The organism is Serratia sp. CY32780 (assembly GCF_052169135.1).
Classification (GTDB): Bacteria; Pseudomonadota; Gammaproteobacteria; order Enterobacterales; family Enterobacteriaceae; genus Serratia; species Serratia sarumanii.
In genome coordinates this window covers 1,402,910-1,429,861 of the sequence record NZ_JBJNLI010000001.1, presented here as the reverse complement: position 1 = coordinate 1,429,861, position 26,952 = coordinate 1,402,910, and the positions used below count along the sequence as shown (strand labels likewise).

The window sequence follows — 26,952 nt, the reverse complement described above, 5'->3', positions numbered from 1 at the left end:
CTCATGCGAAACGCCCGTTTTGTACCGCCACGCCCGCCGGGCAGTGGGTAACAATCAGAGCGGAATGCGCCGCCTATCGGCCGCTCCGCGCAACGGAGGACGCAACATCATGCACAAGTCAGCGCCATACCGGCGCCTGCTCCTCGGGAGCCTGCTGTTTATCGCCGTCGTCGCGCTGCTGGTTTACGGCATCGGCTGGGAAACCCTCAAGTCGCGCCGGGAAGATTTGATTTACCTCGGCCAGCAGCACATGTTCCTGGTGGCGTGCTCCATGCTGCTGTCGCTGCTGGTCGGTATTCCCAGCGGCATCCTGCTGAGCCGCCCTTTCGCCCGCCGCTGGGCGGAGCACGTGATGCAGATCTTTAACGTCGGCAACACCCTGCCGCCGCTGGCGGTGCTGGCGCTGGCGATGGTGATCATCGGCATCGGCGACCGGCCGGCGGTGGTGGCGCTGTTCCTCGCCTCGCTGCTGCCCATCGTGCGCAATACCTATGCCGGCCTGCGTTCGGTGCCGCCGGCGCTGGTCGAGGCCGCCAACGGTATTGGCATGACCGCCGGGCAGCGGCTGCGCCAGGTCGAACTGCCCAACGCCCTGCCGGTGATCTTCGCCGGGGTACGCATCGCGATGGCGATCAACGTCGGCACCGCGCCGCTGGCGTTTTTGATCGGCGCCAGCAGCTACGGCGAACTGATCTTCCCCGGCATCTACCTGAACGACTTCCCGACGCTGATCCTCGGCGCCGCCGCCACCGCGCTGATCGCCCTGCTGCTCGATCTGGCGCTGGCCGGTCTCGGCCGCCGGCTCAGCCCGCACACCGCATCCTGATGGGAGAAACGCGATGACTCGATGGTTACAACGCCTCCGCCACGCGCTGCTGTTCTCCTTGCTGATGACCGGCGCGGCCGCCTGGGCCGCCCCGCTGACGCTGGCGAGCAAGAACTTCACCGAACAGCGCATTCTGTCGGCGATCACCGTGCAATACCTGCGGGCCAAAGGTTTTCAGGTCGAACCCAAGACCAATCTGGCCACGGTGATCACCCGCAACGCCATGATCAACAAACAGATCGACATGACCTGGGAATACACCGGCACCTCGCTGATCATCTTTAACCACATCAATAAGCGCATGACGCCGCAGGAAACTTACGACACGGTGAAAAAGCTCGACGCCAAACTCGGCCTGGTGTGGCTGCAGCCGGCGGACATGAACAACACCTACGCCTTCGCCATGCAGCGCCAGCGCGCGGAAAAAGAGCAGATTCGCACCATGTCGCAGCTGGTGGCCAAAGTGGAACAGGTGCGTAAAACCGACCCGAAACACAACTGGCTGCTGGGGCTGGATCTGGAGTTTGCCGGCCGCTCGGACGGCCTGAAGCCGATGCAGGCGCTGTACGACATGCCGCTCGATCGTCCGCAAATCCGCCAAATGGATCCCGGCCTGGTCTACAACGCCATCCGCGACGGCTTCGTCGACGCCGGGCTGGTGTACACCACCGACGGCCGGGTGAAAGGCTTCGATCTGCAGGTGCTCGAAGACGACAAGGGTTACTTCCCGAGCTATGCGGTCACGCCGGTGGTGCGCGCCGACGTGTTGCAAAACACGCCGGGGCTGGAAGCGGCGCTGAACACGCTGTCGAAACAGTTCAACAATCAGGTGATCACCGAGCTTAACGCCAGGGTGGATATCGACTACCAGACGCCGCAACAGGTCGCCGACGCGTTCCTCAAGCAGCGCGGCCTGATTTAGGGAGGCATGTGATGAATACCATACTTTACGCCTGGCAAAACTGGGCCTATATCGCCGGATTGACGCTGGAACATCTGCTGCTGGTCGGCGTCGCCGTCGGCCTGGCGATCCTGATCGGCGTGCCGCTCGGCGTGCTGATCGTCCGCCACAAATGGCTGGCGACGCCGGTGCTGAGCCTGGCCACGCTGGTGCTTACCGTGCCCTCCATCGCCCTGTTCGGGCTGATGATCCCGCTGTTTTCCTTAATCGGCCACGGCATCGGCTACGTGCCGGCGATCACCGCGGTGTTCCTTTACTCGCTGCTGCCGATCGTGCGCAACACCCACACCGCGCTCGACAACCTGCCCGGCGGGCTGCGCGAAGCCGGCCGCGGCATCGGCATGACGTTCTGGCAACGCCTGCGCTGGGTGGAGATCCCGGTGGCGCTGCCGGTGATCTTCGGCGGCATCCGCACCGCCGTGGTGATGAATATCGGCGTGATGGCGATCGCTGCGGTGATCGGCGCCGGCGGCCTCGGCCTGCTGCTGCTCAACGGCATCAGCAGCAGCGACATTCGCCAGTTGATTACCGGCGCCGTGATGATCAGCCTGCTGGCGATCGTCCTCGATTGGTTATTGCACCGCTTGCAAATTGCGCTAACGCCCAAGGGGATCCGCTCATGATTAAATTGGAAAATCTGACCAAACAGTTCATGCAAAAGAACGGCACGCCGTTCAACGCCGTCGACAACATCAATCTGGACGTGCCGGAAGGCGAAATCTGCGTGCTGCTCGGCCCTTCCGGCTGCGGCAAAACCACCACGCTGAAGATGATCAACCGCCTGATCGAACCCACCGGCGGCACCATTCTGGTCAACGGCGAAGACACCAGCGCGCTGGATACCGTCAGCCTGCGCCGCAAAATCGGCTACGTCATCCAGCAGATCGGCCTGTTTCCCAACATGACCATCGAGGAGAACATCACCGTGGTGCCGCGCATGCTGGGCTGGGACAAAAAACGCTGCCACGATCGCGCCGAGGAGCTGATGAGCATGGTGGCGCTGGATCCCAAGCGTTTTTTGCACCGCTACCCGAAAGAGATGTCCGGCGGGCAGCAGCAGCGCATCGGCGTGATCCGCGCGCTGGCGGCCGATCCACCGGTGCTGCTGATGGATGAACCCTTCGGCGCAGTGGATCCGATCAACCGCGAAACCATCCAGAACGAGTTTCTCGACATGCAGCGCCAGCTGAAAAAGACCGTGATGCTGGTGAGCCACGACATCGACGAAGCGCTGAAGCTCGGCGATCGCATCGCGGTGTTCCGCCAGGGCAAAATCGTGCAGAACGCCAGCGCCGATGAGCTACTGGCGCGACCGGCCAACGACTTCGTCGCTTCCTTTGTCGGCCAGGATCGCACGCTGAAGCGCCTGCTGCTGGTGCAGGCCGGCGACGTGGCCGATCAACAGGAAACGGTGACGGTGCGGCGGGAGACGCCGCTAGTGGAAGCGTTCGGGCTGATGGACGATATCGACGCCCGCTCGGTGACGGTGGTGGACGCCGACGGCAAGCCGCTGGGATACGTCAAGCGCCGCGAGGCACGCGGCGCGCCGGGCGTCTGCGCCGACAGCCTGCACCATTTCCGCGTCACCGCCCGTGCGGAGGAGAACCTGCGCGTGGTGCTGTCGAAGCTGTACGAGCACAACACCTCCTGGATGCCGATCGTCGATGAAGACGGCCGCTACAGCGGCGAAATCTCGCAGGATTATATCGCCGACTACCTCAGCTCCGGCCGCACGCGCCGGGTGCTGACGCCGCAATAACCCACGCCGGGGCGCTCGCCGCCCCGCCCACGCCGCAGTTTGCTAAAGATTCACTGGTCATCGGCCGGAGCGCCAAGCACAATGCGCTGATGACCCTTTGATTTTTCTCACGACGCTGCCCACGCATGAAAAGATTGGTCCATCTGCACCACTATCGCGCCCTGTTGCGCAGCCTGTTTATCGCCGTGTTCATCGGCGTCGCCGCCGCTCTGGCGGTGTGGCTGTTCCACCGTTCGATGATTGGCCTCGAGTGGCTGCTGCTCGGCAATGCCGACGGCAGCCTGGTGGCCGCCGCCGCCGCGCTGCCCGGCTGGCGGCGCGCCCTCACGCCGGCGCTGGGCGGGCTGGCGGCGGGCCTGCTGCTGTATATGCATCAGCGCTACCGCCACCAGCGCCCGGCGGCGCCCACCGACTATATGGAAGCGATCGAGACCGGCAACGGCAAGCTGGACACCGGCGCCAGCCTGGTGAAGTGCCTGGCGTCGCTGCTGGTGGTGTCGAGCGGCAGCGCCATCGGCCGCGAAGGCGCGATGATCCTGCTGGCGGCGCTGGTGGGCTCGCTGTTCGCCCAGCGCTTTACGCACGAGAAAGAGTGGAAACTGTGGGTGGCCTGCGCCGCCGCCGCCGGGATGGCCAGCGCCTATCATGCGCCGCTGGCGGGCAGCCTGTTTATCGCCGAGATCCTGTTCGGCACCCTGATGCTGGCCTCGCTCGGCCCGGTGGTGATCGCCGCGGTCAGCGCCCTGCTGATGACCAACCTGCTCAACGGCGGCCAGGCGCCGCTCTATCTGGTGACGCCGCTCGCCGCCCCCTTGCCGACGCAATACCTGCTGATGGCGCTGGTCGGCGTGGTGGCCGGCGCCGGTGGGCCGCTGTTTTTATGGCTGATGACCGCCACCGGCCATGCCTTCCGCTCGCTGCGGTTGAAGCCGCCGTTGCAGCTGGCGCTGGGCGGCCTGATCGTCGGGCTGCTTTCGCTGCTGTTCCCGCAGGTGTGGGGCAACGGTTACAGCGTGGTACAGGCGCTGCTGATCGCGCCGCCGGGGGTATTGCTGCTGGGGGCGATCCTGGTGTGCAAACTGTTGGCGATCCTCGCCAGCAGCGGGTCGGGCGCGCCGGGCGGGGTCTTCACCCCGACGCTGTTCGTCGGCGCCGCGCTCGGTTCGATCATCGGTCAGCTGTTTGGCCTGTGGCCGGGCATGGATGCGGCGGTGCCGCTGCTGCTGGCGCTGACCGGCATGGCCACCCTGCTGGCTGCCACCACCCATGCGCCAATCATGGCGGCGCTGATGGTGTTTGAAATGACCGGCGAATACGCGCTGCTGCCCGGCATTCTGCTCTCGTGCGTGATCGCCACCACCGTGTCGCGCGGCCTGCGGCCGGTGTCGGTGTATCATTCGGCGCCGCCACCCAAACGCGAGGCTTAGAACTCGCCCTGCTGCAGGATTTTCCTGAACTGCGGGCACTGCAGGTGCTCGGGTTCAGGGCAATCAACCAAGTGGCGCAGCCCGTCGCGCACCTGCACCAGGCGCTGGATATGGCGATCCAGCTCATCCGCCCGCGCCGCCAGCAGCCCGCGATCGAGCGCTATCTTGCCCCGTTCGTCAAACAAGGCGCTCATCTCGTCCAGCGTAAAACCGGCCAGGCGCGCCAGCGCGATCAGCCGCAGTTGGTCAAGCACGCCGGCGGCGTATTGGCGACGCAAACCGTGGCGGCCCGTCGACGCGATCAGCCCTTTCTTCTCGTAATGCCGCAGCGCGGAAGGCGCGATCCCGCTCAGGCGCGCCACCGTGCCGATATCCAGTTCTTTTGCCATTGACTTGAAGCCGACTTTAAGTTGCACACTGTGCGCACATTATCACGTCACTGAGCCAAGGACACCCCTATGACCCCTGAACTGTTAGTGCGCATTCTGTTAACCGGCGTTGGCGCCACCCTCTGCATGGATCTGTGGGCGCTGCTGCTGAGGCGGCGCTTCGGCATCCCTTCTCTCGATTATGCGCTGGTGGGCCGCTGGTTTCTCGGCATGTTCGACGGCCGCTGGTTTCACGCCACCATCATTACGGCGCCGCCGCGCCGGGGAGAGAGAACAATCGGCTGGATATTGCATTACGCCATCGGCATCGCGTTTGCCTTTATCCCGATCGGTTTGGCGGGCATCGGGTGGTATGCGGCGCCGGAGCCGCTCATCGCGCTGTTGAGCGGCTGGCTGAGCCTGGCGGCGCCGTTTCTGGTGATGCAGCCCGCGCTGGGCTTTGGCGTGGCGGCGGCGAAAACCGCCTACCCGCGAAAAGCGCGGCTCCTCAGCCTGCTCACCCACACGGTGTATGGGCTGGGCCTGCTGATTGCCGCCCGGCTGTTGGCGGCGCTGTGCACCTGAGCAGGCTTACAGCAGCGTGGAAATATCGAGGTAGTGCGCCAGCTCGCGCTGCTCTGCGCGTGGCAAATAGGGAATCTCACCCAGCAGCGGCGCGGGAATGCGCTGCTGCAGCGCCGCGATGGTTTCGGCATAGTGCGCCAACCCCGGGTTGATGCGGTTGGCCACCCAACCCAACAGCGGCAGGCCGTCGTTGATGATCGACTGCGCGGTCAGCAGTGCGTGGCTGACGCAGCCCAGCTTGATGCCCACCACCAGCACCACCGGCAGCTGTTCCTGTACCACCCACTCGGCGTAAGGCCGCAGATCGTTCATCAGCACCCGCCAACCGCCGCTGCCTTCCACCACCACCGTGTCGGCTTTGGCGGACAGATCCCGCAGACCGCTGCTCATCACGCCATAGTTGATGTCCTCGGTCGCATGCGCGTGAAACACCTCATCCAGGCAGGTGATGGGATTGATCTCCTCGTAGGACAGCGGCAGGGTTGACGATGCCTGCAACACCAAAGCGTCTTTATTGCGGATGCCCTCGCTGGTTTCCTGGCAGCGTGCGGCGATCGGCTTGTAGCCGGCCACCGAACGGCCATCGGCGGCCAGCGCCTGCATCAACCCGCGGGAAACCACGGTTTTACCGACGTCGGTATCCGTGCCTGTCACAAATAAACGCTTCAACATGAATAAAATGCCCCAGAATGCCCCGTTAACAATGTGTCGCCGCACCGGCGGCGAAGAAGTCTTGCGGAAAAATTCTAGGGGATGCGCCCCCATAGGGGCTTGAGGTAGCTCAATCTTTTGCGGAATTAATAAGAAGTTCTGATGTTAGCCCTGCAGCAGCTGTACCAGCAACGAACCGTTGTACAGCGCCTCTTTCACCAGCGCCGCGCCGGGCATGGTGCCCTTATTGAAGAACTGCGTGGATTCGACCTTGACCTGCTCGCTGTAGGCCGGCAGCGCCTGCTGGCGAATGCAGGAGGCGATGGCCGGGTGCAGGATCTCCGCCGCGCGGTTGAGCGGCGAGCCCACCAGGATCTTCTCCGGATTGAACAGATTGACCATGATTGCCAGAATGCGCCCCACGCTGTGCCCAACGCCGAGAATGATGTCCCGCGCCAGCTGATCGCCCGCCAGCGCGGCGTCGCACAGCGATTCGACGGTCAGCGGCGCGCCGTGCAGGCTGGAGCTCATCGAGCCGCTCAGCCGCTGCTGGGCGATCTCCAGCATGTTTTCGATGCTGGCCACGGTTTCGAGACAGCCGTGGTTGCCGCAGTAGCAGCGTTTGCCGTAGGGATCGACCTGGGTGTGGCCGATCTCCACCACGCTGTGGCTGCCGGCGTGCAGCACATGGCCGCCGGTGATCACCCCGGCGCCGACGTTGTGGTCGATCACCACCTGAATGACGTTCTGGCTGCCGCGCGAGGCGCCGTACAGCGCCTCGGCCATGGTCCAGGCGCTGATGTCGTGCTGCAGGTAAACCGGCAGGCCGGTGCGGGTTTCCAGCGCCGGGCCGAGCGGCATCTCCAGCACGTCGTAAAACGGCATGCGGTGCACCACGCCGGACTGCACGTCGATCATGCCCGGCAGCGTGATGGCGATCGCCGTCAGCCGCTCCAGCTTGCTTTGGTGGCGGATAAAGAATTGGTCGACTTCGGTCAGGATGCGTTTCAACAGCGGTTCGGGGTGTTCGGCCGCCAGCGGCAGCAGCTCCTCCACCACCAGTTTGCTGCTGAGATCGCGCAGCGCCAGCGTGATGCTGCCGCGGCTGATGCGGGCGGACAGGTAATGCCAGGCTTCGGTGTCCAGCACCAGGCCCACCGCCGGGCGGCCCCGGCTGCCGATTTCCTGGTACTCGGTTTCCTTGACCAGGTGGGCTTCCAGCAGTTCGCGCACGATCTTGGTGATGCTGGCGGGCGCCAGCTGCGCGCGTTTTGACAGTTCGATGCGCGAAATCGGGCCCAGTTGATCGATTAGCCGATAAACCGCCCCCGCATTAGTCTGTTTGATTTGATCGATATGCCCAGGCTGCCCAACCGCAATCACAAACCTGCTCCTACTATTTTTCGCGCTTCTAAATAAAGACTAGGGGTTATGGTGGGGCTTTTGTCATACAGCGTCAACTATTTGATTCGTTATGTGATTTGCTGCACAAATTCCTCGCAATTTCAGCGTGAATCGAGTTTTATTTACCCGGTTTCGGCGTCATTTGAGCATCAACGCCATCAGCGCCTGCGCCGCAGCGGTCAGCGGCCGCCGGCGGTGATGCACCAGCCACACTTCGGTGGTGGCGTCGGGTTCCGCCAGCGGCAAATAGCGCACGCCGTCCACCCGCACCCGGGCGAAAGAGGCCGGCAGAATCGACACCCCCAACCCGGCGGAAACCAGCCCGATAATGGTCATCGCTTCGCCCACTTCCTGGGTGATGTACGGAGTTATGCCGGCCTTGCCGAGCAGCAGCAGAATTTCGTCGTACAGCGCGGTGCCGACTTCACGCGAGAAGAACACGAACGGCTCCTGCGCCAGATGTTGAAACCGCAGCGCGCCGCCGGGCGTTTCCGCCAGCGGATGCCCTTGCGGCACCACCGCCACCAGCGGTTCGCGCAGCAGCAGCTGATAGTGAAGCGCTTCCGGCAGCCGCGTGTTGCGCATCACCCCCAGATCCAGCTCACCGTTCAGCAGCGGTTCGATCTGCTGTTTGGTGTTGATTTCGCGCATTTTGATATGCACCTGCGGCGAGTGCTGACGAAAGGCGCGCAGGCTGCGCGACACCACGCCGATAAAGGGCGCGGAAGAGGTAAAGCCGATGGTCATTTCCCCCAGTTCGCCGCGATCCAGACGCGCCGCCTTTTCCGCCGCGCGCCCGACCTGATCGAGCACCTGATAGGCTTCTTTGAGGAACATCTCCCCGGCCTGGGTCAAACTGACGTTGCGGTTGTTGCGCGCCAGCAGCCGCGCGCCGACCATCTCCTCCAGCGCCTGGATTTGCTGGCTGAGCGGCGGCTGGGAGATGCGCAGCCGTTCGGCGGCGCGGCCAAAATGCAGCTCTTCCGCCACGGCGATAAAGTAACGCAGGTGCCTCAATTCGATATTCATATTTAAAACGTCTTAATTTTAATTATTAATATATTAGACAAAAAAATCGCCGCTCCCTATCATTTTGTTATCTGCAAAGTGTCTGTTTATCTCCCCGAAGTTCGGTAAGGAAACGCTGTGACAACCCCTGTGCGTTCTGCGGCCGCGATGCCGTCGACGCTGGCCGCCAACGATGACGCGGCCGCTGCGCCAAAAGTAAAACGCTCCACCCTCAACAACAAACTCCCTTACATCGAACGCGGCACGCCGCAGTTTATGCGCGTGACGCTGGCGCTGTTTTCCGCCGGGCTGGCGACCTTCGCGCTGCTCTACTGCGTGCAGCCGATCCTGCCGGTGCTGTCGCAAGATTTCGGCGTCTCGCCGGCGGAAAGCAGCCTGTCGCTCTCGGTCTCCACCGGCCTGCTGGCGATCGGCCTGATGTTCACCGGGCCGCTGTCCGACGCCATCGGCCGCAAATCGGTGATGGTGGTGGCGTTGCTGCTGGCGGCGGTCTGCACGCTGATCTGCGCCTTTATGACCAGCTGGCACGGCATCTTGCTGATGCGTGCGCTGATCGGCCTGTCGCTGAGCGGCGTGGCGGCGGTCGGCATGACCTATCTCAGCGAAGAGATCCATCCCAGCTTCGTCGCCTTCTCGATGGGGTTGTACATCAGCGGCAATTCGATCGGCGGCATGAGCGGCCGCCTGGTGACCGGGGTATTGACCGACTTCTTCTCCTGGCGCGTGTCGCTTGGGGTTATCGGCCTGTTCGCCCTCGCCGCCGCCTGCATGTTCTGGCGCATCCTGCCCGCCTCGCGGCATTTTCGCGCCAGCTCGCTGCGCCCGCGCACCCTGCTGATCAATTTCAAACTGCATTGGCACGATAAAGGCCTGCCGCTGCTGTTCGCGGAAGGTTTCCTGCTGATGGGCAGCTTCGTCACCCTGTTCAACTACATCGGCTATCGCCTGCTGGCGGATCCTTACCACCTGAGCCAGGCGATCGTCGGCCTGCTGTCGGTGGTGTACCTCACCGGCTCCTACAGCTCTCCCAAGGCCGGCGCGCTCACCTCGCGCTTCGGGCGCGGCCCGGTGCTGCTGGCCTCGATCGTAATTATGCTGATCGGGATTCTGATTACCGCGCTGCCACAGGTGCCGGCGATCTTTATCGGCATGATGCTGTTCACCGCCGGCTTTTTCGCCGCCCACTCGGTGGCCAGCAGCTGGATCGGCCGCCGCGCGCGCCGCGCCAAAGGCCAGGCGTCGTCGCTGTATCTGTTCTGCTATTACGTCGGCTCGAGCGTGGCCGGCACCCTCGGCGGCGTGTTCTGGCACAGTTTCGGCTGGAATGGCGTGGCGGCGTTCATTAGCCTGATGCTGCTGCTGGCGCTGCTGGTAGTGCATTACCTGAAACGCCTGCCGGAAGCGGCGCGCCTTTGAAGAGAAAAAGCCGCGGTGGTTTGCCGCGGCTTGTCATGCCAGTGCCTGTGATTATTGACCGGTTTTCCAGCGGGTGCGCAGGTACTCCACCGCCTTATCCGTTTGCGGCTCAGTCAGATAGCGCTGCCGGAACAGGATGGTTCCCCCCATTCCCGGCAGGCTTTCGTTGAGATCGAGCTGCCTTTTCAGTTCGGGAACGCCGCCCTCGACGGCCCAGGCCGGCTCGCCGGCGGCAGGCGTGCCTACTTTATACAGCGCCACCCCGGCATAGAGCCGAACCGACGTGCCTTTCACCACCTCGGCCCACCAGTTGGCCAGCACGTCGTAGCGGACAATTTCACGATCAAAAGGCCAATACAGCTGCGGTGCGATGTAATCGAGCAGCCCCAATTTTACCCACTGGCGCGTATCGGCATAGGCCGTATCATACGATGGCGCGCCTGCCCGCGTCGCCGAACCGTCAGGATCGTCCGCTTTGTTTCGCCATACGCCCGCCGGGCTGACGCCAAACGCAACCTCGGGCTTCAATGCTTTGACGGCGGCTGACACCTGTTTTATCAATTGCAGCGTGTTGTCTCTGCGCCAGGCGGCTTTGTCTGCAAATCCTTTGCCGTATGCGCGATATGTTCGTTCATCATCCAGCGGCGATTGCGGCGTTTCGTAATAGAAGTAATCGTCAAACTGAATGCCGTCGACATCGTAGTTTTTGACTATTTCAGCCACCACGCCGGTGATCCAGTTGCGCACGTCGGGCAGGCCGGGGTCGAGCACGAAGCGCTCGTTGGCGGTGCGTATCCAGTCGGGATGCAGCGCATAGACGCTGGCCGGCGGCGACTGCAGCGTATGATTGAGTGCCTCAATCGTCTGTGGGCGGGTATTCATGGAAACCCGATAAGGGTTCAACCAGGCATGCACCTTGATGCCGCGCCGGTGCGCTTCTTGCAGCATAAAGGCCAGCGGATCATAGCCGGGATCCTGGCCAACGGTGCCGGTCAACACCTCAGACCAGGGCAAGATGTTTGAGCGCCACAGGGCCGTGCCGTCCGGTTTAACCTGAAAATAGACCGTGTTAATCCCGGTTTTCACCATCTCGTCCAGCGCGTCCGTCAGCCCCTGTTTCTGCTGGCAAACCCGCTCTTGCGCGGTTTCCGCCTTCAGGGAGGCCGCCGGCGGCCAGTCCAGGCCAATGACCGTGGCCAGCCAGATGCCCCGCATCGGTGTTATCGGCGGTGTCGGCCGCGGGGGCTTCTCCGGTTCGGGTGGCTTGGCGCATCCGCTCACGCCCAGCATGGCGGCCATCAACAGCCATCCGCCTAATTTTGTTGCGCCTGTCGGCATCCTGATTCTCCTTCCGTGAGTGACGGTTATCCCATGTCGTTGCGTGCAGAGCAAGAAACTGCCCGTTATCAAGCTGCCGGCGTCGCCTTTTTCAGACGACGCCGGTGTCCTTACCCCATCACCAGCTCAGCCCAGTCCCGCGAGGGAACGCCACCTTGCCCGTATTGGTTTCCGCATCGTAGTCATGCCAGGTGTTGACCGGCAATTTGCCCTGCGGTTTGATTTTACCCGTCAGCACCTGCGCCAAAGAGACCATCGAAGGGCCGCGCCACACGCCGCTGTCATAACCGTAGTAGGCGTAGGTGGCGACGGCCGCCTCCACCTCTGCGGCATAGTTCACGATATCGTAAGGGGCGCGCAGTGAGAGGTGAACGCGTTTTTTCCCCTGCTCGGCGGCGTATTTCAACCAGCCCGGATAAGGGCTGCCGTCATTGCCCGCTCCGGTTGCGGAAGTCACCCCCCCATCCTGCTCGGCAGGCGTAAAGCGGGTTGACAGCGTTCCGAGCAGGAACACGTCGCAGCCGGCAATATGCTCTCTGACTTGGGCGTCGCTCAGCTCCGTTTCCTTCGCGGCAACGACGTTCTGATACCCCTCCTGCGCCATCACGCGCGCAATGCCGTTGGCCTGCTCGCCCCACGGGGTCAAAATAAAGTAGCGCAGCGTTTTGTCCTTCAACGGCAACAGGCTGTGGCGATTGATCACCACGGTAATGGAGCGATCGGCGATGCGTTTTTCCAGCTTGTGCGCTGAGGACGAAGCGTCGTTGGAACACGGCCTGTCGCTATGGCCCATCAGGTTATGGCGTAATTTCAGGCGCAAAATTCGCTCGACCGAGGCATCGATATCAGCCTCGCTGAGATGCCCCGTTTTCACCCTGTCCGCAAGGTAACGGATCAGATCCGGCAGCAAGCGCGCCTGGGCCGGCGAAGCGATGCTGACAGGCATCAGGGCAATATCCACCCCGGCGGCAAAGACGTTTTCAGCGGCCGCTTGCTGGCTGAAATGCTCGGCAATCGCGCCCATATCCAGCGCGTCTGAAATCGTTACGCCGGCATACCCCAATTCATTGCGCAGGATCTGGGTCTGAATTTCATGCGACATGGTAGCCGGCACCGTGATTTTTTCACCGCTGCGGGTGTCTATCTGGCGGTTATCCAGTGCCGGATACTGAATATGGGCGGTCATGACCATGTCCGGCGCCGCGCAGCGATCGATGGCCTGCTTGTAAGGAGCGATATCGATGGCAAAAGCCTCTTCCCGCGTGCGATCGACGCGCGGCAAGCCGGTATGCGAGTCGGTCGAGGTGCTGCCATGGCCGGGGAAGTGCTTGTAAGCGGTGATCAGCCCCTGCTGTTTCATGCCCGCCACCATTTTCTCTGCCAGACGGGAAACGGTGTTCTTATCATCGCTGAAGGCACGAACGTTAATCACCGGATTGAACGGGTTGGTGTTGACGTCCACGACCGGGGCAAAGTTGGTATTGATATGCAACGCGCGCATATCCTGGGCCATCAGTTTGCCTTGTTCAACGGCGAGATGTTTATCCGCACCGCCCTCAATCGCCGCTGCGAGCGCCATATTGCCGGGAAATGAGGCATAGTCGCCGCGCGGCAGCCGGAAAACGTTACCGCCTTCGTTATCGGTGCCAATAAACAAACGAATGCCCGCGTGGGTTTTCATCGCGGCATACCAGGCCGTCAATGTGTTGATCTGCTGCTTGTCTTTCAGATTATTGGCAAACAGGATCACCCCACCCACGTGGTTATCGGCGATCAGCTTGCCAATGGCTTCATCGGGAACGGTCATATCCTGATTGCTGCTACCGCTCCGATCCCAGTAGCGAAAATCCAGCATGATTTTTTGCCCGATTTTCTCTTCCAGCGTCATGTTTTTGACTTTCTGTTTAATATCCACAGTGAACCTCCGTTTAAAGCGCCCGTTAATGACAGAAGAAAAGATAACCCCAAGGGCTCATCGCGTCCTGCCATTCCGTTTGTTCCAGCGTTTGGACAACGGCGAGCGGAAAATGGATTAAACAAAACACAAACGAACAGGATAAAATCCATAAATGAATCAAAACACTACGTATACAGAGTGTCTTGCGTGCCCTGCCGCCAAAGACCGTTATGGCGTATTTTCCGCTGATAAGCCGGGTGGCCAATGAAGCCGCCTTTTCCCCGGTGGCCTATGTTGCCCCCAGTCTGCTATTCCCCTATAGTATGTTGTAACTAAAATAGGAAGGTGCGATGAGCAGATACGATGTAATTGGCCGGATGAACGCCTGCTTTACCGAGCTGGAGCAGGCGCTCGGCGCGCTGCAGCAGCAGATCGCCCCGCTGCGGTTGCTGGCGGCGCGGGTGTTCAGCCTGCCGGAGGTTGAAAAAGGTCAGGAGCATCAGGCTATCTCGCATATCGCGGTCGAACAACATGTGGGGCAAGCGGCGCGCGATCTGGCGCTGGAGCACTATCAGCGGCTGTTTATCCACCATAACCGGGAGAATGTCAGCAGCAAGGCCGCCGTTCGCCTGCCCGGCGTCATCTGTCTGGCGGTGGAGCAGCCGGAGTATCAGGTGCTGCAAACGCAGCTGGCGCTGATCAATCGCCTGAAGGGCGAGCTGGAACAGATTATCACCGTCGATTCCGGCCTGGCGCCGGAGCAGCGTTTCGAGTTCGTGCACACCCATCTGCACGGGCTGATTACCCTCAGCGCCTATCGCACCCTCACCGCCCTGACAAATCCCGACTCCGTGCGCTTTGGCTGGGCCAACAAGCACATCATCAAAAACGTCAAGCGGGACGACATCCTGGCGCAGCTGGAGAAAAGCCTGAAAGCCGGCCGCGCGGTGCCGCCGCACAGCCGTGAACAGTGGGCTGCCCTGGTCAGCCGCGAGATAGACGACGTCAGCCGCCTGCCGCAGCACGCGACGCTGAAAATCAAGCGGCCGGTCAAAGTGCAGCCGATCGCCCGGGTGTGGTATCAGCAGCAGCAAAAACAGGTGCAACACCCCTGCCCGCTGCCGCTGATCGCCCTGTGTCAGGTTGAAAACGGCGCCGCGGTGCCGAAGATTGGCGAGCTGCTCAACTACGACGTCGACGCGGTGAAACACCGTTACAAACCCGACGCCCGGCCGCTGCGGCTGCTGGTGCCACGCCTGCACCTGTATACCGACGACGCTACTCGCTGAGGGCATACACCCGCAGGCGATGGCCGTCCGGATCCCGCGCCACGAAGGTGTAACCGAACGCCATCTCGGTCGGCGTTTGCTCAATCGGCAGCCCGAGTTCGCGCCACTGGTTATAGCGCGCCTCGACCTCTTGCGGATCCTGGCACAAAAAGCCCAGTTCACCGCCGCCGCCGGGCAGGGGCGCCGCAGGTTTTACCCCCTGTTTGGCCCACATCCCCAGCTTAAAGCCGTTGTTGAGCACGAACAGGGCGAAGCCGGGAGAAAGTTCCACCGGTGCCTGTCCCAGTAAGCGTTGATAAAAGGCGGCGCTGTTCAGCGGGTTGTCGACGTAAAGCAGGGTCATGCTGGGAAGAGTCATCGGTCTGTCCTCTGGGTGATGGGAACCGGCCGGTTCCCGATAGGCACAGACTAAAGCGCGCTACTGACAGTTTATGGCAGCAGCGTGCCGCTATTGCTCCGCAATGCCCTCGCTGAGGCGCCACTCTTTCAGCAGCCGCCGCCGGCCGCGCGGATAGCGCTGTTCCAACGGCATGGCGGCCTGAATGCGATCGAGGCGAAAATGGCGAAACGCCTGGCGCAGCTCGCACCAGGCGACCAGCACCTGGAGCTGGTCGAAAAAGCCCAGCGCAAAGGGCCACAGCAGGCGTTCGCTGCGCTGCCCCGCCAGATCGAGATAGTCGATATGCAGCTTGCGCTCGCGGCGGATGGTGTCACGGATCAGCACCCGCAGTTCATCCGCCACCGGCGGTGCCTGAACCGGCGCGATCAATAGCGTGTTAGCCTCCAGCTCCTCCCGCAGCGCCGGCGGCAGCACGGCGGCGATCTTGGCCAGCGCCTGGCCCGCCGCGCTCGCCAGCTGACTGTCGCCGCGGCGGCTGACCCAGCGCATGCCCAGCACCAACGCTTCTGTCTCCGCCTGCGAGAACATCAGCGGCGGCAGCATAAAGCCGGGGCGCAGCACATAGCCGACGCCCGCCTCGCCGGCGATCTCCGCCCCCTGCTGCTGCAGCGTAGCGATATCGCGGTACAGCGTGCGCATGCTGATACCCAGCGTCTGCGCCAGCGCATGGCCCGCCACCGGATAACGGTGGCTGCGCAGCAGCTGCATCAGATCGAGTAAACGTTGTGCGCGCGACATCTTGATTTCTCCACAAAAAAAGGGCTTACCTCAGTAAGCCCCCGGTTGCCTCACAGATCAATCATTTCTGCATGCTGCCGACCATCGCTTCCGGCCGCACCCACTCGTCGAACTGCGCTTCGGTCAGGTAGCCGAGCTTCAGCGCCGCGGCTTTCAGCGTCAGCCCTTCCTTGTGCGCTTTCTTGGCGATTTCCGCCGCCTTGTCGTAGCCGATGTGGGTGTTGAGCGCCGTCACCAGCATCAGCGATTCGTTCAGCAACTGGGTGATGCGATCGCGGTTCGGTTCGATGCCCACCGCGCAGTGCTCGTTGAAGCCCTGCATGCCGTCGGCCAGCAGGCGAATCGACTGCAGGTAGTTGTGGATTACCATCGGGCGGAACACGTTCAGCTCGAAGTTGCCGGAAGCGCCGCCAATGTTTACCGCCACGTCGTTGCCCAGCACCTGGGCGCACAGCATGGTCATCGCCTCGCACTGGGTCGGGTTGACCTTGCCCGGCATGATGGAACTGCCCGGTTCGTTCTCCGGGATCGAAATCTCACCGATGCCGCAGCGCGGGCCGGAAGCCAGCCAGCGCACGTCGTTGGCGATCTTCATCAGCGAGGCCGCCAGCCCTTTCAGCGCGCCATGCCCTTGCACCAGCGCGTCGCAGGTCGCCAGCGCTTCGAACTTGTTCGGGGCGGTGACGAACGGCTGATGGGTCAACTCCGCCAGCGCTTTAGCAACGCGCACCGCGTACTCCGGATGGGTGTTCAGCCCGGTGCCGACCGCCGTGCCGCCCAGCGCCAGCTCGGCGATGTGCGGAATACTGTCCTCGATGTGTTTCAGATTGTGCGCCAGCATCGCCGCCCAACCGGAGATCTCCTGCCCCAGGGTCAGCGGCGTGGCGTCCTGCAGATGGGTGCGGCCGATTTTGACGATGTCGCGGTAGGCTTCAGCCTTGTCGCTCAGCGTCTTGTGCAGCACTTTCAGCTCGGGGATCAGATGTTCGCGCAGCGCAATCACCGCCGCCACGTGCATCGCGGTGGGAAACACGTCGTTGGAGCTCTGGCTTTTATTGACGTCGTCGTTCGGGTGCACCTTGCGCTCTTCACCGCGCACGCCGCCCAGCAGCTCGCTGGCGCGGTTGGCCAACACTTCGTTCATGTTCATGTTGGTCTGTGTGCCGGAACCGGTTTGCCAGATCGACAGCGGGAACTGGTCGGCATGGCTGTCCGCCAGCACTTCGTCGGCGGCGCTGATAATGGCGGCGCCCCGTTCGGCCGGCAGCAGCCCCAGATCCACGTTCACCTGCGCGGCGGCGCGCTTGGTCAACGCCAGCGCGTGGATCAGCGCGGTCGGCATCTTTTCGGAGGAAATGCGGAAATGCGCCAACGAACGCTGGGTTTGCGCGCCCCACAGCTTGTCGGCCGGTACTTCGATGGGGCCCATAGAGTCTTTTTCGATACGAACGCCTGCCATCATTATCTCCTTAGCATAATTCCTAAAATCGTAGGGTTAGGCCGACGCGCTACCCCCGTCGGCATGCACTCCCAGTATAGTGACATAATAACTATTCGCATTAAGAGAGTTATCTCACAGCACGTTTCATCTTTTTTACCCATTAACGACGCGGTTATTTTCCATCGGTTAACCCGCGGCGAAATAAACGGCCGGGAATGAGCCAGGAGAATAAAAGTGTGGCTACTCATTAACGCGGATGACGCGAATTAAAATTATTGATGCGCTGCGCCTGTAAATGATTGAGCTCATCGATACGTTGTTGCTGCAGATGATTGATCTCGTCGTAGGCGTCCTGCCGTTCATGATGCCGATAGGCTACGGTCGCCACCGCGCCGGCGGTGAGCGCCAACGGGTGCGCCACGGGCACGATCGCGGCGGGAACCGCGACCGGCGCGGGTGCAACGACGATCGGCGCCGGCGCGATCGCCACGGCGCGCGGCGCCGCGTAGGGATAGGTGACGATCACCGCCGCCTGGGCTGCGCCGGCGCAAAGCCCCAACAGCAACAACAGTTTTTTCATGCAACAGACCTCTGGTTTTGTTAAATCGACTCGTTAGCCATTACGGTAAAGAGGTCTGGCGCGCAGGTTTAAGCTCGGCGTGTGATCGCCCGGCGCAGCGCGAAAATAATAATAAGGGAATGGCTCAGACGGTAAAAAATAAATTCAGCAGTCATATTTTGACATGCTGAATAATAAATAATGCGGCAGGATGCGCGGACTATCGGCAATAATCCCGCCGGTTCAAAAAATAATCGTTCGGCGGGTTTTCCGGGCCGCCTTGAGGCCTGCGCGCCAATTGAGGCGCCGATCGTTATCACGCTATACTTTGGCCCCGTTGCCGGGCGCGACGTTATTCGGCGTTGTTTTGATCGCGCCCATGATTTTTCCTGCCGACGCGGGCGTATGATGGTTGTCGGCACAGATTTAACTAACCGTATAAAATCAGTAAGTTATTGCCATCCGGTACGGCAATGACGCTAAGGACGTTTATCGACATGCAAAAAATGACCAACGCGGTACAGAATTACGCCTGGGGCAGCCACGATGCGCTGACCCGTCTTTACGGCATCGCCAACCCTGATAATCTGCCGATGGCCGAACTGTGGATGGGCGCCCATCCCAAGAGCCCTTCCCGCGTGCCGGGCGCCGACGGCGAGCTGCGTTCGCTGCGCTTTCTTATCGATGAAGACCAGCCAAAACAGCTGGGCGCCAACGTCGCCAGCCGCTTTGGCGAGTTGCCGTTCCTGTTTAAAGTACTCTGCGCCGATCAGCCACTGTCGATCCAGGTTCACCCGAGCAAAGCGGCGGCCGAAATCGGCTTCGCGAAAGAGAATGCCGCCGGCATCCCCCTGAGCGCAGCCGAACGCAACTATAAAGATCCCAACCACAAGCCCGAGCTGGTGTTCGCCCTCACGCCGTTCCTGGCGATGAACGGCTTTCGCGAACTGGCCGATATCGTTTCCCTGCTGCAACCGATCGCCGGCGCACACCACGACATCGCCGCCTTCCTGCAACAGCCGGACACCGCGCATCTCGCAACCCTGTTCGCCAGCCTGCTGACGATGAGCGGCGAGCAAAAGTCGCTGGCGCTCGGTGTATTGAAAGCCGCGCTCAACAACCAGCAGGGGGAACCCTGGGACACCGTACGCTTTATCGCCGGCTTCTATCCGGACGACAGCGGCCTGTTCTCACCGCTGCTGCTGAACGTGGTGCAGCTCGCGCCGGGCGAAGCAATGTTCCTGTATGCCGAAACGCCGCACGCCTACCTGAAAGGCGTGGCGCTGGAGGTGATGGCCAACTCGGACAACGTGCTGCGCGCGGGCCTGACGCCGAAATTCATCGACGTGCCCGAGCTGCTGGCCAATCTGCAGTTCCGCCCGCAGCCGGCTTCCGGCCTGCTGACCCAGCCGGAGCCGCGCGGCAACGAGCTGTTCTTCCCGATTCCGGTGGCGGATTTCGCCTTCTCGCTGCACGATTTGACCACCGCCCCGCAGGCGCTGGCGCAGCAAAGCGCCGCCATCGTGTTCTGCGTCACCGGCGAAGCGACGCTGGAAAAATCCGGGCAACGCCTGACGCTCAAACCGGGCGAATCCTGCTTTATCGGGGCTTTCGAATCCCCGGTCAACATCAGCGGCAGCGGCCGCATCGCCAGGGTTTATAACCAGCTGGCCTAACCGTTGATAAATTTCAGCAAATTGCTTGCTGAAAGCGAGAGCTACCCCCACAATTAAACGCCTGCGGGCGTTTATTTTCGGCCCCTATTTGCCCCTCCCGCGCAACGGAGGGTGATAAGAAAAAAGGATGAAACAGAGCTATGAAAAAATCGTTAGTCGCTGTCAGCGTCATTGTGGTTCTTGGCGCAGCATGGACCGGGGCATCCTGGTACACCGGGAAACTGATCGAGCAGCACATGGGCGAAGTCGTCGACAACGCCAACGGCCAGCTGAAAGCTTACCTGCCGAAAGCCGGGGTTAAGCTGAGCTATGAAAATTACCAGCGCGGCCTGTTCAGCAGTAAAGTACGTTATGTGCTGCGCTCCGACGGCACGGATACCAGTGAAGACGCGGCGCTGAAAGCCGGCGAAGAAGTGGCGTTCCTGGAAACCATCGATCACGGCCCGTTCCCCTTCGCCCAGCTGAAAAAATTCAATCTGCTGCCGAGCATGGCGTCGGTGCATACCGAGCTGGAAAATACCCCGGCGGTGAAAGGCCTGTTTGACACCACCAAAGGCAAATCGCTGTTTACCGCCGATTCGCGCATCTCTTACAGTGGGGACACCTCGTCCGCCATTGACATCATCCCGCTGGACTACCAAAAGGATAAGTCTTCGCTGAAATTCAGCGGCGCCACCATTAACGCCGATGTGTCCAGCGATCTGAAAAAATTCGTGCTGGACGCCAATAGCGACAATATCGTGTTCGCCAGCCCGAACGAATTCGGTCAAAACGAGCAGATCACCTTCCAGGGCTTCAACCTGAAAGGCAACAGCAACGAGAGCAAGTTCGGCGTGAAGCTCGGCGATCAGACGATGACGCTCAAGCAGTTCAAACTGACGATCGACGGTAAAGATACCGTGGCGCTGGACGGTTTCAACCTGGTGAGCAAGTTCGCCGAGCAAGGCAGCAGCAACATCGGCGGCCAGATCGACTACACCATGGACGCGCTCAAGGTGCAGGGCAACGATTTCGGCGCCGGCAAGCTGGCGCTGAAAATCGACAACGTCGACGGCAAGGCGCTGAAAGACTTCGCCGACAGCTACAACCGCCAGACCATGGCGCTGCTGCAACAGGGCGAGAACCTGGATCCGGCCGTGTATGAGCAGCAAAACGCCGAGCTGTTGCAAAAGAACCTGCCGCTGCTGCTGAAAGGCAACCCGAGCCTCAGCATCGCGCCGCTGAGCTGGAAAAACAGCAAGGGCGAGAGCACCTTCACGCTGGATCTGGCGCTGACCGATCCGAGCAAAGCCGCCTCCCCGGCGCAATCGCCGGATCAGCTGATCGCGCAGGCGGTTAAAAAGCTGGATATCAACCTGACCATTCCGGAAGCGATGGCCACCGAAGTGACCGCGAAAACCGCGCTGTTGCAGGGTTACAATGCGGAAGACGCGCAGAAACTGGCGCAGCAGCAAGTGCAGGGCCTGGCGGCCATGGGCCAGATGTTCAAGCTGACCACCCAGAAAGACGGCGTGATCGCGAGCAAGTTCCACTATGCCGACAACCAGGTTGACCTCAACGGCAACAAGATGTCGCTGCAAGAGTTCATCGGCCAGTTCGCCATGCTGGGCGCCCCGGCGGAAGACGCTGAACCGGCGCAGGAAGCGGAACCCGCTCCGGCACCGGCGCAGTAATCGCCTGACAGCCTGATCAAGGGCCCCCTACGGGGCCCTTTTTATTTACCCCATTTCCGCGGCGTAAACCGCATCGCGGATCTGCTGCGGATAGCGGCCGCACATGCCTTCAAACGCGGTGTTGGTCAGTATCACCACGCTCAGCTGCGCCTGTGGATCAAAGAACCAGCTGTGGCCGTAAACGCCGCCCCAGGTCAGCGTGCCGGCATGCTGCGGCGTCTGCGCGGCATCTGTGTCCACCAGCAGCGCCCCGCCGAAACCGAATCCCCAGCCCGGCCCTTGCGTTTGCGCCTGCGCCCCCACGTGCGGGCTGCGCAGCAACGCCACCGTGTCCGGCCGCAACATGCCCAGCCCGCCGCTGCGCAGCGCCTCCACCAGGCGCAGCACATCGTCGGCATCGCCGACCATGCCCGCGCCGCCGGAAGGATAGGCCCCGGCGTTAAGCGCCCGCGCGGGTGAAAACAGTACCTCGCCCCCCGCCATCTCCTCCGGCAGCGCCAGCCGCAGGCCTTCATGCATGCGCTGCGGCCCTTGCGGCGTGTTGTAATACGGTGTCGCCAGATTCGCGGCGTCCGTCGCATAAAACGCGGTATTGCTGAGCCCCAGCGGCCGCGCCACCCATTCGACAAACAGCTGCGGCAGCGGCATGCCCGTCACCCGTTCCAGCACCGCGCCAAGCACGTCGATCGCCAGCGAATAATTGAAGCGCTCCCCCGGCGCCGACAGCAACGGTGCCTGTGCCAACAGCCGCAGGTTTTGCTCCAGCGTCAGCGTCGACAGCTCCACGCCGTCCTGGATCCCCAGCTGATGATAAACGCCCGCCGGCGGCTGGTTCAGCCGATAGTCCAGCCCGGCGGTGTGGCTCAGCAAATGACGAATCTTGATCGCCGGGCGCCGGCCGTCCGCCAACGCCGGAGTGAACCACGGCAGCCAGTCGCTGACCGCGTCGTCCAGGCTCAGCTTGCCCTGCTCAATCAGGCGCAGCGCCGCCAGCGTGGTATAGGGTTTGGAGACCGACGACAGTCGAAACTGCGTTTCTCGCCGCATCGGCCGCCGCGCTTCGCGATCGGCATAGCCGGCCGCCCCGGCGTAGCAAATCTCGCCCCGCCGCGCCACCAGCACTACGCTACCCACGATGCGCCCTTCGGCCATCGCCTGTTGATCGATCGCCGCGATCCGTTCTGTTAACGCCCGTTGTTCTGCCGACATGATTTTCATCTCTCTGATGGAAAGTAAAATCAGTCTAAAACCTTCGTCATAAATTAAAATAAGGCATAATTTAATGAATCATTAAGCACAGGTTATTGATAGATGAGTTCACTCCTGCAGCTGTTGCCCTATTTCGAAGCCGTCGCGCGCCTGGGCAACTTTACCCGCGCGGCCAGCCAGCTCGGCGTCACGCCGCCGGCGGTGTCGCAAAACATTCAGGCGCTGGAGAATCAGCTGGGAGTGCGGTTATTTCACCGCACCAGCCGCTCGGTGCGCCTCAGTGACGAGGGCCGGTTGTTCTATCAGAAGGTATCGCCGGCGATGAGCCAGATCGACGTGGCGGCGGACGACGTGCGCGCTTTGGGCGCGCAGCCGGCGGGCCTGCTGCGCATTACGCTGCCGCAGCTGGCCGCCTCGCTGCTGGTGATGCCGCACCTGGCGGCGTTTCAGCGGCGCTATCCCGAGGTGCAGCTGGAACTGTTTACCGAAGACCGCTTTTCCGATCTGGTGCTGGGCAGTTTCGATGCCGGCATTCGCATGCATGCCATGCTGCAAAAGGACATGATCGCCGTGCCGATCGACAACGGCCAGCGCCGGGTGCTGGTCGCCTCGCCCGACTATCTGGCGCGCTGCGGCGTACCGACCACGCCGGACGATCTGCCCGCTCACCACTGCCTGCGCTACCGTTTTCCCGGCAGCGGCAAACTGGAACCCTGGTATTTCAGCCTGGGCGACGATGAACGCGCGCTGGACGTCAGCGGTAGTTTGATTTTTAACGAAGATCGGCTGATCAAGGATGCGGCGTTGGCGAGCCTGGGTATCGCACAGCGTTTTCAGGGCACAGTGTTGCAGGAGCTGGCGCAGGGGCAACTGGTGGAAGTGCTGCCGGATTACGCCAGCGAAGCGTCGGGGTTTTTCATCTACTTTCCCGCCGGCCGGCATCTGCCGCTCAAGCTGCGCGCCTTTATCGATTTCATGCGCGAGCAACGTGAACGGCAGCATCGCTGGTAGGGGCACCTCGTCGGCGCCCCTGGCCGTCAGCGCTTCTCCAGCGCCTGGACGATGTGGTAAGCCGCCTCGACGCGATCGTCGTTCGGGAACCACTTGTTGGCCAGCATCACCACGGCGATATTTTTCGCCGGGATAAATACCGCGTAGGTGGAGAAGCCGCCGGTGGAGCCGGTTTTGTTATACCAGCCGGCGCGCAATTCCGGCTGCGGCGGCGTGATGGCGGTGGCCGGCGTGCCGTTCATGATCATCCCGGCGTTGTTGCCTTCAATCAAACGCGACAGTTTCACCGGGTACGGGTAGTTCTCCCACATCAGATCCTGCGTGAACGCGCCCGCCTTGTAATACCCGACGTGCGTCGCGGCCAGCGCGTCGCGCCACGGCTGCGCCACCTTCACCTGCTGCAGGTTGGCGTCCAGATAGCGAATCAGATCGCGAGCGTTGGATTTGATGCCGTAAGATTCGGCGTCCAGCGGGCCGGGATTGACCCGCACCGGCTTATCGTCCTTGCTGTAACCCTGCGCATAGTTAGCCATCTGCGCCGCCGGCACCTGAACGTAGGTGTGGCTCATGCCCAGCGCCGGCAGCATCCCCTGTTCCATCGCCTGGATAAACGGCTGGTCGAGGCTCTTGGCGGCGATCATGCCCAGCATGCCGATGCCGAGGTTGGAATAGACCCGGTAGCTGCCCGCCGGGTGTTTCGGCTGCCAGGCCCGGTAGTAGGCCATCAGTTGGGCGTTGTTGGTGACGTCGTCCGGCACGAACAGCGGCAGGCCGGAGGTATGCGTCGCCAGATTCAGCAGGCTGACGCCGTCGAAGGCGCTGCCGCGCAGCTCGGGCAGGTAGCGGCTGGCCGGATCGTTGAACGACAGCTTGCCCTGCTGCTGCGCATAGACCGCCAGCGTCGCGGTAAAGGTTTTGCTCAGCGAGCCCACTTCGAACAACGTCTGCTCGGTGATCGGTTTGCCGGTCTGCTTCGAGGCGACGCCATACGGGTAAATCTGCTGTTTGCCGTCGACCGACACGGCGATCGCCATGCCCGGTACGCCATATTTTTTCATCAGCGGCTGAATAACGGCGTCGATATCCTGCTGCTGCGCGGCCTGCGCGGTCGGCAAGATCAGTGCGGCGATCAGCGCGGCCGCCAGGCGGTTCATTTTCGTCATGATAGAAGCTCTTAGGTTGCAGGGTATCAGCCGCGGCCAAAAGTTTTTATTGGCGTTATGCACGGCGCTTTCCCTGATTGATGATGTCATTCCTTTACGGCTGCGGCGACGCTCACAGCAGCCGCGCCAAATATCGGATTTTGCCGCCGGGTTGACAAGCGATAATAATTTCAGCCAGCATAAAGAAAAACTTATGGCTATCGACAATGCGCAATCGACTTCCCCTCAACGCCCTGCGGGCGTTCGAATCCTCCGCTCGCCACCTGAACTTCACCCGCGCCGGTCTGGAGCTGCGCGTCACCCAGGCCGCCGTCAGCCAGCAGGTGCGCATGCTGGAAGAACAGCTGGGCATTCAGCTGTTCCGCCGCCTGCCGCGCGGGCTGGATCTGACCGAAGAGGGCCAGGCGCTGCTGCCGGTATTGAGCGACGCCTTCGACCGCATCGAGGCGGTGCTGCAGCAGTTCGAAGGCGGGCATTTCCACGAGGTGCTGACGGTGGCGGTGGTCGGCACCTTCGCCGTCGGCTGGCTGATGCCGCGGCTGGCGGCGTTCCGCACGGCGCACCCGTTTATCGATCTGCGGGTGCTGACCCACAACAACCTGGTCAATCTGTCGGCCGACGGCATGGATTTCGCCATCCGCTTCGGCGAAGGCCTCTGGCCCGCCACCTGCAATATCAAGCTGTTCGACGCGCCGCTGACGGTGCTCTGCCCGCCGGCGGTCGCCGCGCGCCTGCGCACGCCGCAGGATCTGCAGCACGAGCAGCTGATGCGCACCTACCGCAAGGATGAGTGGGAGCGCTGGTTCGCGGCGGCACAGGTGACGCCGTGGCGGATCAACGGCCCGGTGTTCGACTCGTCAAGGCTGATGGTGGAAGGCGCGATCCAGTGCGATGGCGTGGCGCTGGCGCCGGTCAGCATGTTCCGCCGCGAACTGGCCGCCGGCGCGCTGCAGCGGCCGTTCGCCGCCGAGGCCGCGCTCGGCGCCTATTGGCTGACCCATTTGAAATCGCGAGATCTGACGCCGGCGATGAAAACCTTTATCGGCTGGATCCGCCGGGAGGCGGAGGAGGAACAGCAGCAGGGCTAGGCGGAGCCGCGCCGGATCAGCGTCGGCGGCAGAATGACGTTCTGCGCCGGCAGGTCGGCGTCACCGATGCGCTGCAGCAGGCGCGCGGCGGCGCTGCGCCCCACTTCCCGCGCCGAGCTGGAGACGAAGGTCAGCGGCGGCTCGGTCAGTTCAGCCTCCGGCACGTCGCCAAAGCCGATCAGCGCCACCTGCCGCCCGTAGTAGGCGTCGACCCCGTCCGAACCGATGCTGCGGCCGCTGCGCGCCAGGCCAAAATAGGCGCCGAGCGCCACCGATGCCTTATGGCAGACGATGGCGGTAATATTCGGGTAATGGCGCAGCAGTTGCTCCGCCGCTTCCGCCGCCTGGCGCTGCCGGCAATCGCACTCGACGATCCATTCGCTGCGAAACGGCAGGCCATACTGCACCAGCGTGGCGCAAAAGCCGCCCAGCCGCTCGGCACGCGTCAATGAATCGCTCTGGCCGCCGAGGTAGGCGATTTGGCTGTGGCCCCGCGAGATCAGAAATTCGGTGGCCAGCTTGGCGGCCTGCATGTTGTCCGGCCGCACCACGTCCACGCCGTCGAGACCGCTGGAGCGCGCCACGCAGACCAGCGGCACGCCCTGCTCGGCCGCCTTCTCCTTCAGGCCCGCCGCCGCGCGAATGCCGCCCGCCAGCACGATGCCGTCGACGCCCTGCGCCAGCAGCGCGTCAAACGCCCGCTGCAGGCCCTGGCCGTCGCGCCCGCTCTGCGTCAAAAACAGCAGCTTATCGTGCGCCTCCAGCGCTTCGCTCAGCCCGGCGGTCATTTCGGCATAGAAGGGTTCGCAGATGTCGCGCAGAATAAGGCCGATCACCCCGGACTCCCCGCCGCGCAGCGTCGCCGCCTGGCGATTGCGCACGTAGCCCAGCTGCTCTATCGCCTGATTGACCTTCTCGACGGTGGTCGGCGAAATGCGCCCCTTGCCGCTCAACACCAGGGAAACCGTGGTGACCGACACGCCCGCCTGTTGCGCCACATCGGTGATGGTGATCTTTTTGATGCTCATAGTCTCTGCGAACCCG

General features: G+C 62.3%; 25 protein-coding genes. 12 read left to right on the top strand and 13 right to left on the bottom strand.

The window, feature by feature from the left end; all coding sequences use genetic code 11:
- Nucleotides 1-109: 109 nt before the first annotated feature.
- From ACJ8HH_RS07050 to clcB, 5 genes are all read left to right on the top strand, one after another.
- The gene (locus ACJ8HH_RS07050; protein ID WP_033638459.1) at nt 110-826 is read left to right on the top strand and encodes an ABC transporter permease; all 717 of its coding nucleotides are present in this window, start codon (nt 110-112) and stop codon (nt 824-826) included.
- Nucleotides 827-890: 64 nt separating this feature from the next.
- Nucleotides 891-1,748: a glycine betaine ABC transporter substrate-binding protein gene (locus ACJ8HH_RS07045; RefSeq protein WP_204275976.1), complete on the top strand. Its 858-nt coding sequence runs from the start codon at nt 891-893 to the stop codon at nt 1,746-1,748.
- A gap of 11 nt (nt 1,749-1,759) precedes the next feature.
- Nucleotides 1,760-2,410, top strand: a complete 651-nt coding sequence (gene osmW / locus ACJ8HH_RS07040) for an osmoprotectant ABC transporter permease OsmW (protein ID WP_033638455.1) — start codon at nt 1,760-1,762, stop codon at nt 2,408-2,410.
- Nucleotides 2,407-3,546, top strand: coding sequence for an osmoprotectant ABC transporter ATP-binding protein OsmV (gene osmV / locus ACJ8HH_RS07035; RefSeq protein ID WP_033638454.1), 1,140 nt, complete (start codon nt 2,407-2,409; stop codon nt 3,544-3,546). Before osmW ends, osmV begins: the two co-directional genes overlap by 4 nt.
- Before the next feature lie 125 nt (nt 3,547-3,671).
- Nucleotides 3,672-4,973, top strand: coding sequence for a voltage-gated ClC-type chloride channel ClcB (gene clcB / locus ACJ8HH_RS07030; RefSeq protein ID WP_033648226.1), 1,302 nt, complete (start codon nt 3,672-3,674; stop codon nt 4,971-4,973).
- Here clcB and ACJ8HH_RS07025 read toward each other — a convergent pair.
- A complete protein-coding gene (locus ACJ8HH_RS07025) occupies nt 4,970-5,362 on the bottom strand; it encodes a helix-turn-helix domain-containing protein (RefSeq protein WP_060428154.1) in 393 nt (130 codons plus the stop codon). The genes clcB and ACJ8HH_RS07025 overlap by 4 nt on opposite strands.
- A 69-nt stretch (nt 5,363-5,431) precedes the next feature.
- On the opposite strand from ACJ8HH_RS07025, the gene ACJ8HH_RS07020 reads away from it, so the two are divergent.
- On the top strand, nt 5,432-5,926 hold the full coding sequence (locus tag ACJ8HH_RS07020) for a DUF2938 family protein (protein ID WP_060428156.1): 495 nt from the start codon (nt 5,432-5,434) through the stop codon (nt 5,924-5,926).
- Nucleotides 5,927-5,932: 6 nt separating this feature from the next.
- On the opposite strand, the gene bioD is transcribed toward ACJ8HH_RS07020, so the two are convergent.
- The 3 genes from bioD to ACJ8HH_RS07005 form a co-directional block, all read right to left on the bottom strand.
- Complete coding sequence (bioD, locus tag ACJ8HH_RS07015) at nt 5,933-6,598, bottom strand: dethiobiotin synthase (protein WP_060428158.1); 666 nt, start codon at nt 6,596-6,598, stop codon at nt 5,933-5,935.
- A 144-nt stretch (nt 6,599-6,742) separates the two neighbouring features.
- Complete coding sequence (mlc, locus tag ACJ8HH_RS07010) at nt 6,743-7,960, bottom strand: sugar metabolism global transcriptional regulator Mlc (RefSeq protein ID WP_060428160.1); 1,218 nt, start codon at nt 7,958-7,960, stop codon at nt 6,743-6,745.
- Between the two features lie 159 nt (nt 7,961-8,119).
- On the bottom strand, nt 8,120-9,010 hold the full coding sequence (locus ACJ8HH_RS07005; protein ID WP_033638441.1) for a LysR substrate-binding domain-containing protein: 891 nt from the start codon (nt 9,008-9,010) through the stop codon (nt 8,120-8,122).
- Between the two features lie 147 nt (nt 9,011-9,157).
- Between ACJ8HH_RS07005 and ACJ8HH_RS07000 the strand changes: the two genes are divergently transcribed.
- Nucleotides 9,158-10,426 carry an MFS transporter gene (locus tag ACJ8HH_RS07000; protein WP_031300458.1) on the top strand — a complete coding sequence of 423 codons (1,269 nt, stop codon included), beginning with the start codon at nt 9,158-9,160 and terminating at the stop codon, nt 10,424-10,426.
- A gap of 51 nt (nt 10,427-10,477) precedes the next feature.
- On the opposite strand, the gene ACJ8HH_RS06995 is transcribed toward ACJ8HH_RS07000, so the two are convergent.
- Together ACJ8HH_RS06995 and ACJ8HH_RS06990 are read right to left on the bottom strand one after the other, a co-directional pair.
- Entirely contained in the window at nt 10,478-11,764 is a 1,287-nt protein-coding gene (locus ACJ8HH_RS06995; protein WP_033648221.1) for a glycoside hydrolase family 10 protein, read from the bottom strand.
- Between the two features lie 118 nt (nt 11,765-11,882).
- Nucleotides 11,883-13,679, bottom strand: a complete 1,797-nt coding sequence (locus tag ACJ8HH_RS06990) for a glycoside hydrolase family 3 protein (protein WP_442520222.1) — start codon at nt 13,677-13,679, stop codon at nt 11,883-11,885.
- A 332-nt stretch (nt 13,680-14,011) separates the two neighbouring features.
- Between ACJ8HH_RS06990 and tus the strand changes: the two genes are divergently transcribed.
- Nucleotides 14,012-14,950: a DNA replication terminus site-binding protein gene (gene tus / locus ACJ8HH_RS06985; protein WP_033654741.1), complete on the top strand. Its 939-nt coding sequence runs from the start codon at nt 14,012-14,014 to the stop codon at nt 14,948-14,950.
- Here tus and ACJ8HH_RS06980 read toward each other — a convergent pair.
- The 4 genes from ACJ8HH_RS06980 to ACJ8HH_RS06965 all read right to left on the bottom strand — a co-directional run bounded on the left by ACJ8HH_RS06980 (nt 14,940) and on the right by ACJ8HH_RS06965 (nt 18,109).
- Nucleotides 14,940-15,308, bottom strand: a complete 369-nt coding sequence (locus ACJ8HH_RS06980; protein ID WP_060418508.1) for a VOC family protein — start codon at nt 15,306-15,308, stop codon at nt 14,940-14,942. The two genes, tus and ACJ8HH_RS06980, sit on opposite strands and share 11 nt — an antisense overlap.
- Nucleotides 15,309-15,398: 90 nt before the next feature.
- On the bottom strand, nt 15,399-16,088 hold the full coding sequence (locus ACJ8HH_RS06975) for a helix-turn-helix transcriptional regulator (protein WP_060418506.1): 690 nt from the start codon (nt 16,086-16,088) through the stop codon (nt 15,399-15,401).
- A gap of 61 nt (nt 16,089-16,149) precedes the next feature.
- The gene (gene fumC, locus ACJ8HH_RS06970; protein WP_033638434.1) at nt 16,150-17,547 is read right to left on the bottom strand and encodes a class II fumarate hydratase; all 1,398 of its coding nucleotides are present in this window, start codon (nt 17,545-17,547) and stop codon (nt 16,150-16,152) included.
- 229 nt (nt 17,548-17,776) lie between these two features.
- A complete protein-coding gene (locus tag ACJ8HH_RS06965; protein ID WP_060451547.1) occupies nt 17,777-18,109 on the bottom strand; it encodes a hypothetical protein in 333 nt (110 codons plus the stop codon).
- Between the two features lie 476 nt (nt 18,110-18,585).
- Between ACJ8HH_RS06965 and manA the strand changes: the two genes are divergently transcribed.
- Nucleotides 18,586-19,764: a mannose-6-phosphate isomerase gene (gene manA, locus ACJ8HH_RS06960; protein WP_060443250.1), complete on the top strand. Its 1,179-nt coding sequence runs from the start codon at nt 18,586-18,588 to the stop codon at nt 19,762-19,764.
- Between the two features lie 140 nt (nt 19,765-19,904).
- The gene (locus ACJ8HH_RS06955; RefSeq protein ID WP_060451546.1) at nt 19,905-21,437 is read left to right on the top strand and encodes a YdgA family protein; all 1,533 of its coding nucleotides are present in this window, start codon (nt 19,905-19,907) and stop codon (nt 21,435-21,437) included.
- 45 nt (nt 21,438-21,482) lie between these two features.
- Here the strand turns inward: ACJ8HH_RS06955 and ACJ8HH_RS06950 are convergent, their stop codons facing one another.
- Entirely contained in the window at nt 21,483-22,646 is a 1,164-nt protein-coding gene (locus tag ACJ8HH_RS06950; RefSeq protein ID WP_060451769.1) for a serine hydrolase domain-containing protein, read from the bottom strand.
- 102 nt (nt 22,647-22,748) lie between these two features.
- On the opposite strand from ACJ8HH_RS06950, the gene ACJ8HH_RS06945 reads away from it, so the two are divergent.
- Complete coding sequence (locus tag ACJ8HH_RS06945) at nt 22,749-23,657, top strand: LysR family transcriptional regulator (RefSeq protein WP_043147409.1); 909 nt, start codon at nt 22,749-22,751, stop codon at nt 23,655-23,657.
- A gap of 26 nt (nt 23,658-23,683) precedes the next feature.
- Here the strand turns inward: ACJ8HH_RS06945 and blaSRT are convergent, their stop codons facing one another.
- Nucleotides 23,684-24,820, bottom strand: a complete 1,137-nt coding sequence (blaSRT, locus tag ACJ8HH_RS06940; protein ID WP_039566321.1) for an SRT/SST family class C beta-lactamase — start codon at nt 24,818-24,820, stop codon at nt 23,684-23,686.
- A 206-nt stretch (nt 24,821-25,026) separates the two neighbouring features.
- Between blaSRT and ACJ8HH_RS06935 the strand changes: the two genes are divergently transcribed.
- Nucleotides 25,027-25,908, top strand: coding sequence for a LysR family transcriptional regulator (locus ACJ8HH_RS06935; protein WP_039566322.1), 882 nt, complete (start codon nt 25,027-25,029; stop codon nt 25,906-25,908).
- Here ACJ8HH_RS06935 and ACJ8HH_RS06930 read toward each other — a convergent pair.
- The gene (locus ACJ8HH_RS06930; RefSeq protein ID WP_047567664.1) at nt 25,905-26,936 is read right to left on the bottom strand and encodes a Mal regulon transcriptional regulator MalI; all 1,032 of its coding nucleotides are present in this window, start codon (nt 26,934-26,936) and stop codon (nt 25,905-25,907) included. The genes ACJ8HH_RS06935 and ACJ8HH_RS06930 overlap by 4 nt on opposite strands.
- Nucleotides 26,937-26,952 lie beyond the last annotated feature (16 nt).

What these genes read in the sequence shown, in the direction of transcription:
- ACJ8HH_RS07050 (WP_033638459.1), top strand. Translation starts at nt 110, where the DNA reads ATGCACAAGTCAGCGCCATACCGGCGCCTGCTCCTCGGGAGCCTGCTG.
- ACJ8HH_RS07045 (WP_204275976.1), top strand. Translation starts at nt 891, where the DNA reads ATGACCGGCGCGGCCGCCTGGGCCGCCCCGCTGACGCTGGCGAGCAAG.
- osmW (WP_033638455.1), top strand. Translation starts at nt 1,760, where the DNA reads ATGAATACCATACTTTACGCCTGGCAAAACTGGGCCTATATCGCCGGA.
- osmV (WP_033638454.1), top strand. Translation starts at nt 2,407, where the DNA reads ATGATTAAATTGGAAAATCTGACCAAACAGTTCATGCAAAAGAACGGC.
- clcB (WP_033648226.1), top strand. Translation starts at nt 3,672, where the DNA reads ATGAAAAGATTGGTCCATCTGCACCACTATCGCGCCCTGTTGCGCAGC.
- ACJ8HH_RS07025 (WP_060428154.1), bottom strand. Translation starts at nt 5,362, where the DNA reads ATGGCAAAAGAACTGGATATCGGCACGGTGGCGCGCCTGAGCGGGATC.
- ACJ8HH_RS07020 (WP_060428156.1), top strand. Translation starts at nt 5,432, where the DNA reads ATGACCCCTGAACTGTTAGTGCGCATTCTGTTAACCGGCGTTGGCGCC.
- bioD (WP_060428158.1), bottom strand. Translation starts at nt 6,598, where the DNA reads ATGTTGAAGCGTTTATTTGTGACAGGCACGGATACCGACGTCGGTAAA.
- ACJ8HH_RS07005 (WP_033638441.1), bottom strand. Translation starts at nt 9,010, where the DNA reads ATGAATATCGAATTGAGGCACCTGCGTTACTTTATCGCCGTGGCGGAA.
- ACJ8HH_RS07000 (WP_031300458.1), top strand. Translation starts at nt 9,158, where the DNA reads ATGCCGTCGACGCTGGCCGCCAACGATGACGCGGCCGCTGCGCCAAAA.
- ACJ8HH_RS06995 (WP_033648221.1), bottom strand. Translation starts at nt 11,764, where the DNA reads ATGCCGACAGGCGCAACAAAATTAGGCGGATGGCTGTTGATGGCCGCC.
- tus (WP_033654741.1), top strand. Translation starts at nt 14,012, where the DNA reads ATGAGCAGATACGATGTAATTGGCCGGATGAACGCCTGCTTTACCGAG.
- ACJ8HH_RS06980 (WP_060418508.1), bottom strand. Translation starts at nt 15,308, where the DNA reads ATGACTCTTCCCAGCATGACCCTGCTTTACGTCGACAACCCGCTGAAC.
- ACJ8HH_RS06975 (WP_060418506.1), bottom strand. Translation starts at nt 16,088, where the DNA reads ATGTCGCGCGCACAACGTTTACTCGATCTGATGCAGCTGCTGCGCAGC.
- fumC (WP_033638434.1), bottom strand. Translation starts at nt 17,547, where the DNA reads ATGGCAGGCGTTCGTATCGAAAAAGACTCTATGGGCCCCATCGAAGTA.
- ACJ8HH_RS06965 (WP_060451547.1), bottom strand. Translation starts at nt 18,109, where the DNA reads ATGAAAAAACTGTTGTTGCTGTTGGGGCTTTGCGCCGGCGCAGCCCAG.
- manA (WP_060443250.1), top strand. Translation starts at nt 18,586, where the DNA reads ATGCAAAAAATGACCAACGCGGTACAGAATTACGCCTGGGGCAGCCAC.
- ACJ8HH_RS06955 (WP_060451546.1), top strand. Translation starts at nt 19,905, where the DNA reads ATGAAAAAATCGTTAGTCGCTGTCAGCGTCATTGTGGTTCTTGGCGCA.
- ACJ8HH_RS06950 (WP_060451769.1), bottom strand. Translation starts at nt 22,646, where the DNA reads ATGTCGGCAGAACAACGGGCGTTAACAGAACGGATCGCGGCGATCGAT.
- ACJ8HH_RS06945 (WP_043147409.1), top strand. Translation starts at nt 22,749, where the DNA reads ATGAGTTCACTCCTGCAGCTGTTGCCCTATTTCGAAGCCGTCGCGCGC.
- blaSRT (WP_039566321.1), bottom strand. Translation starts at nt 24,820, where the DNA reads ATGACGAAAATGAACCGCCTGGCGGCCGCGCTGATCGCCGCACTGATC.
- ACJ8HH_RS06935 (WP_039566322.1), top strand. Translation starts at nt 25,027, where the DNA reads ATGCGCAATCGACTTCCCCTCAACGCCCTGCGGGCGTTCGAATCCTCC.
- ACJ8HH_RS06930 (WP_047567664.1), bottom strand. Translation starts at nt 26,936, where the DNA reads ATGAGCATCAAAAAGATCACCATCACCGATGTGGCGCAACAGGCGGGC.